Here is a 3,387-nt window from a genome sequence, read left to right as displayed (position 1 = left end):
GCGGCAACGGCGGCAAGGGCGGCGACATCATCTTCGAGGCGGTCGCCGGGCTGAACACGCTGATCGATTTCCGCTACACCCAGCATTTCCGCGCCCCGCGCGGCAAGGGCGGTGCCGGATCGAACATGACCGGCGCGGGCGGGCGCGACCTGGTGATCCAGGTGCCTGTCGGCACGCAGATCCTGGCCGATGACGAAGAACGCACGCTGCTGCTCGACATGACCGAGATCGGCCAGCGCGCGGTGTTCCTGAAGGGCGGCGACGGCGGGCGCGGCAACCTCAGCTACAAGACCTCGACCAACCGCGCCCCGCGCCAGCACGGCACGGGCTGGCCAGGCGATGAGGCCTGGGTGTGGCTGCGGCTCAAGCTGCTCGCCGATGCCGGGCTGGTCGGGCTGCCCAACGCTGGCAAGTCGACCTTCATCAACGCGGTGTCGAACGCGAAGGCCAAGGTGGGCGCCTACGCCTTCACCACCACCCGTCCGCAGCTGGGCGTGGTGACGCACAAGAACCGCGAGTTCGTGCTCGCCGACATCCCCGGCCTGATCGAGGGCGCGGCGGAAGGGGCCGGGATCGGCGATCGTTTCCTGGGCCATATCGAGCGGTGCCGCGTGCTGCTGCACCTGGTCGACGCGCATGGCGACGATCCGGTCGAGGCGTATCGCGTCGTCCGCGAAGAGCTGGACAATTACGGCGCCGGCCTGACCGACAAGGTCGAGGTGATCGCGCTGAACAAGGTCGATCTGCTCGACGACGAACTGACCGAGGCGCTGTCCGCCGAACTGGCCGAGGCGAGCGGGGCGGAGGTCATTCCGATTTCCGGCGCGACCGGCGCGGGCGTCGAGGCGGTGCTCGACCGGCTGATCGGCGCGATCGGTCCGGGCGAAGCCTCCTCTCCTCCCGAACCGGGCGAGGACGACGGCGAGGAACCGGTCGAATGGTCGCCGCTCTGAAAGCTCTCTCCCCGTCAGGGGAGAGGGTCGGGAGACAGAGAAAGCGGCAGGCGCGCGGACGGGGGATCGCCCCCTCTCCCCTCAGGGAGAGAGGGAGATGAACGTCTTCACCCCCGCCGCCTGTCCGCGCCTGATCGTCAAGGTCGGATCGTCGCTGCTGGTCGATCCGTCGGGCGCGATCCGCGTCGCGTGGCTGGCGGGGCTGGCCGATGCGATCGCCGCGCGTGCCGCCGCTGGCCAGCAGGTCGCGATCGTCTCGTCCGGCGCGATCGCGCTCGGCGCGCGCCGGCTGGGGCTGGCCAAGGGCGGCCGCGCCAGCCTGGAGGACGCGCAGGCCGCCGCCGCGACCGGGCAGATCGCGCTGTCCGCCGCCTGGGCCGATGCGCTGAGCGTGCACGGCATCACCGCCGCGCAGATGCTGGTGACGCTCGACGACCTCGAGGACCGCCGACGCTACCTCAACGTCGCCGCGACGGTGGGACGCCTGCTCAAGCTGGGCGTGGTGCCGGTGATCAACGAGAATGACAGTGTCGCCACCGCCGAGATCCGGTTCGGCGACAACGACCGGCTGGCGGCGCGTGCCGGCGCGGCGGCGGCGGCGGGCGGCGTGGTGCTGCTGTCGGACATCGACGGGCTGTACGACCGCGATCCGCGCGAACCGGGCGCGGTCCACATTCCGCTGGTCGAGCGCATCGACCGGCGCATCGTCGCGATGGCCGGCACCGGCTCCAGCTCGGGCATGGGATCGGGCGGAATGGCGTCGAAGGTGCAGGCGGCGCGAATCGCCACCGGGGCCGGCGCGCATCTGGCGATCGTATCGGGGCTGGCGGAACGCCCCCTCGACGCGCTCGACGGCGGGCGCTGCACGGTGTTCCTCGCCGAACGCGCGGCGCCGGCGCGCAAGGCGTGGCTGGCCGGCGGGCTGACCGCCAAGGGCACGATCCACGTCGACGCCGGCGCCGCGCGCGCGCTGGGCGAAGGGCGCAGCCTGCTCGCCGCCGGCGCGACGCGGGTCGAGGGCAGGTTCGCGCGCGGCGACCTGGTCGCGATCGTCGGGCCGTCCGGTCCGGTCGCGCGCGGGCTGATCGAATATGCCGCCGCCGACGCCGCGCTGATCGCCGGCAGGCGCAGCGACGAACACGCCGCGATCCTGGGCTATGCGCCGCGATCGACGCTGATCCACCGCAGCAACATGGCGCTGTTGTGAGATTGAACTCGCCCCCCCTCCCGTTCGCCCTGAGCCTGTCGAAGGGCCGTACTTCTTCCCCGCCGGGCAAAGAACGGTGCTTCGACAAGCTCAGCACGAACGGAGATGGTGCATGAAGCTCGCTATCACCGGCGGCACCGGGTTCGTCGGCGGGTGCCTGATCGCGCAGGCGATCGCCGCCGGGCACGCTGTCCGCGCCCTCACCCGCCGCCCCCAGCCAGCGCGCGACGGAGTCGCGTGGGTCGAGGGCGCGCTCGATGACGGGCCGGCGCTCGCCCGGCTGGTCGAGGGCGCCGACGCGGTGATCCACGTCGCCGGCGTGGTCAACGCGCCGGATCGCGCCGGCTTCGCCCAGGGCAATATCGAGGGCACCCGCGCGATGCTCGCCGCAGCGCAGGCCGCCGGGGTGGCGCGGTTCGTCCATGTCTCCTCGCTCGCCGCGCGCGAACCGGGGCTGTCCGCCTATGGCTGGTCGAAGGCGGAGGCAGAGGCACTGGTGCGCGCCGCCCCCCTGTCGTGGAGCATCGTCTGCCCGCCGGCGATCTACGGCCCCGGCGACATGGAGATGCTCGAACTGTTCCGGCTGGCGAAATGGGGCATCGCGCTGCTGCCGCCGGGCGGGCGGATGTCGGCGATCGAGGTGAGCGACCTCGCCCGGCTGCTGCTCGCGCTCGCCGCCACCGACGATCGGCTCGTCCTCGATGCCGATGACGGTACGCCGGGCGGATGGAGCCACCGCGCCTTCGCGCGCGCGATCGGTGACGCGGTCGGGCGCCGTGTCCTCACCATCGCGCTGCCCCGTCCGCTGATGATGGCCGGCGCCTGGATCGACCGGCTGATCCGTGGGAAGCGCGCCAAGCTGACCCCCGATCGCGTCGCCTATTTTTGCCACCCCGACTGGGTGATCGATCCCGCGCGCCGCGCGCCGTCGCAGCTATGGCAGCCGCAGGTGCAAACGCGGGCGGGCTTGGCCGCCACCGCCGCCGCCTATCGCGCGGCCGGGCTGCTCTGATCCGCCGGCGCCGCGCGGACGACACGCTTCAGCCCTATTTACCTGCCAAGCCGCACCCGACTAAGGACCGAGCATGAGCAACCGCAATCAGATCCTCGACATCGTCCAGGCGCAGATCGAACCCTTCAACAAAAAGGGCTTGGCGCTGAGCGAAGCCACCAGTTTCCAGGGCGACCTGGAATGGGACAGCCTGACGGTGATGGATTTCGTCGCCG

General features: G+C 71.7%; 3 protein-coding genes and 1 pseudogene. All 4 read left to right on the top strand.

The window, feature by feature from the left end:
- Positions 1-953, top strand: a 953-nt coding sequence (gene obgE, locus VNR91_RS08530; RefSeq protein WP_325490343.1) for a GTPase ObgE, incomplete at its 5' end; no start/stop codon positions are given.
- 97 nt (positions 954-1,050) lie between these two features.
- Positions 1,051-2,160, top strand: coding sequence for a glutamate 5-kinase (gene proB, locus VNR91_RS08525; RefSeq protein WP_325490342.1), 1,110 nt, complete (start codon positions 1,051-1,053; stop codon positions 2,158-2,160).
- A gap of 112 nt (positions 2,161-2,272) precedes the next feature.
- Positions 2,273-3,172: an NAD(P)H-binding protein gene (locus VNR91_RS08520; protein ID WP_325490341.1), complete on the top strand. Its 900-nt coding sequence runs from the start codon at positions 2,273-2,275 to the stop codon at positions 3,170-3,172.
- Between the two features lie 73 nt (positions 3,173-3,245).
- Positions 3,246-3,387: pseudogene (locus VNR91_RS08515) on the top strand (acyl carrier protein); the annotation flags it as partial.

The organism is Sphingomonas sp., assembly GCF_035555815.1.
Classification (GTDB): Bacteria; Pseudomonadota; Alphaproteobacteria; order Sphingomonadales; family Sphingomonadaceae; genus Sphingomonas.
The sequence above is the reverse complement of the archived record's forward strand: the minus strand, read 5'-3'. Positions and strand labels throughout refer to the sequence as shown.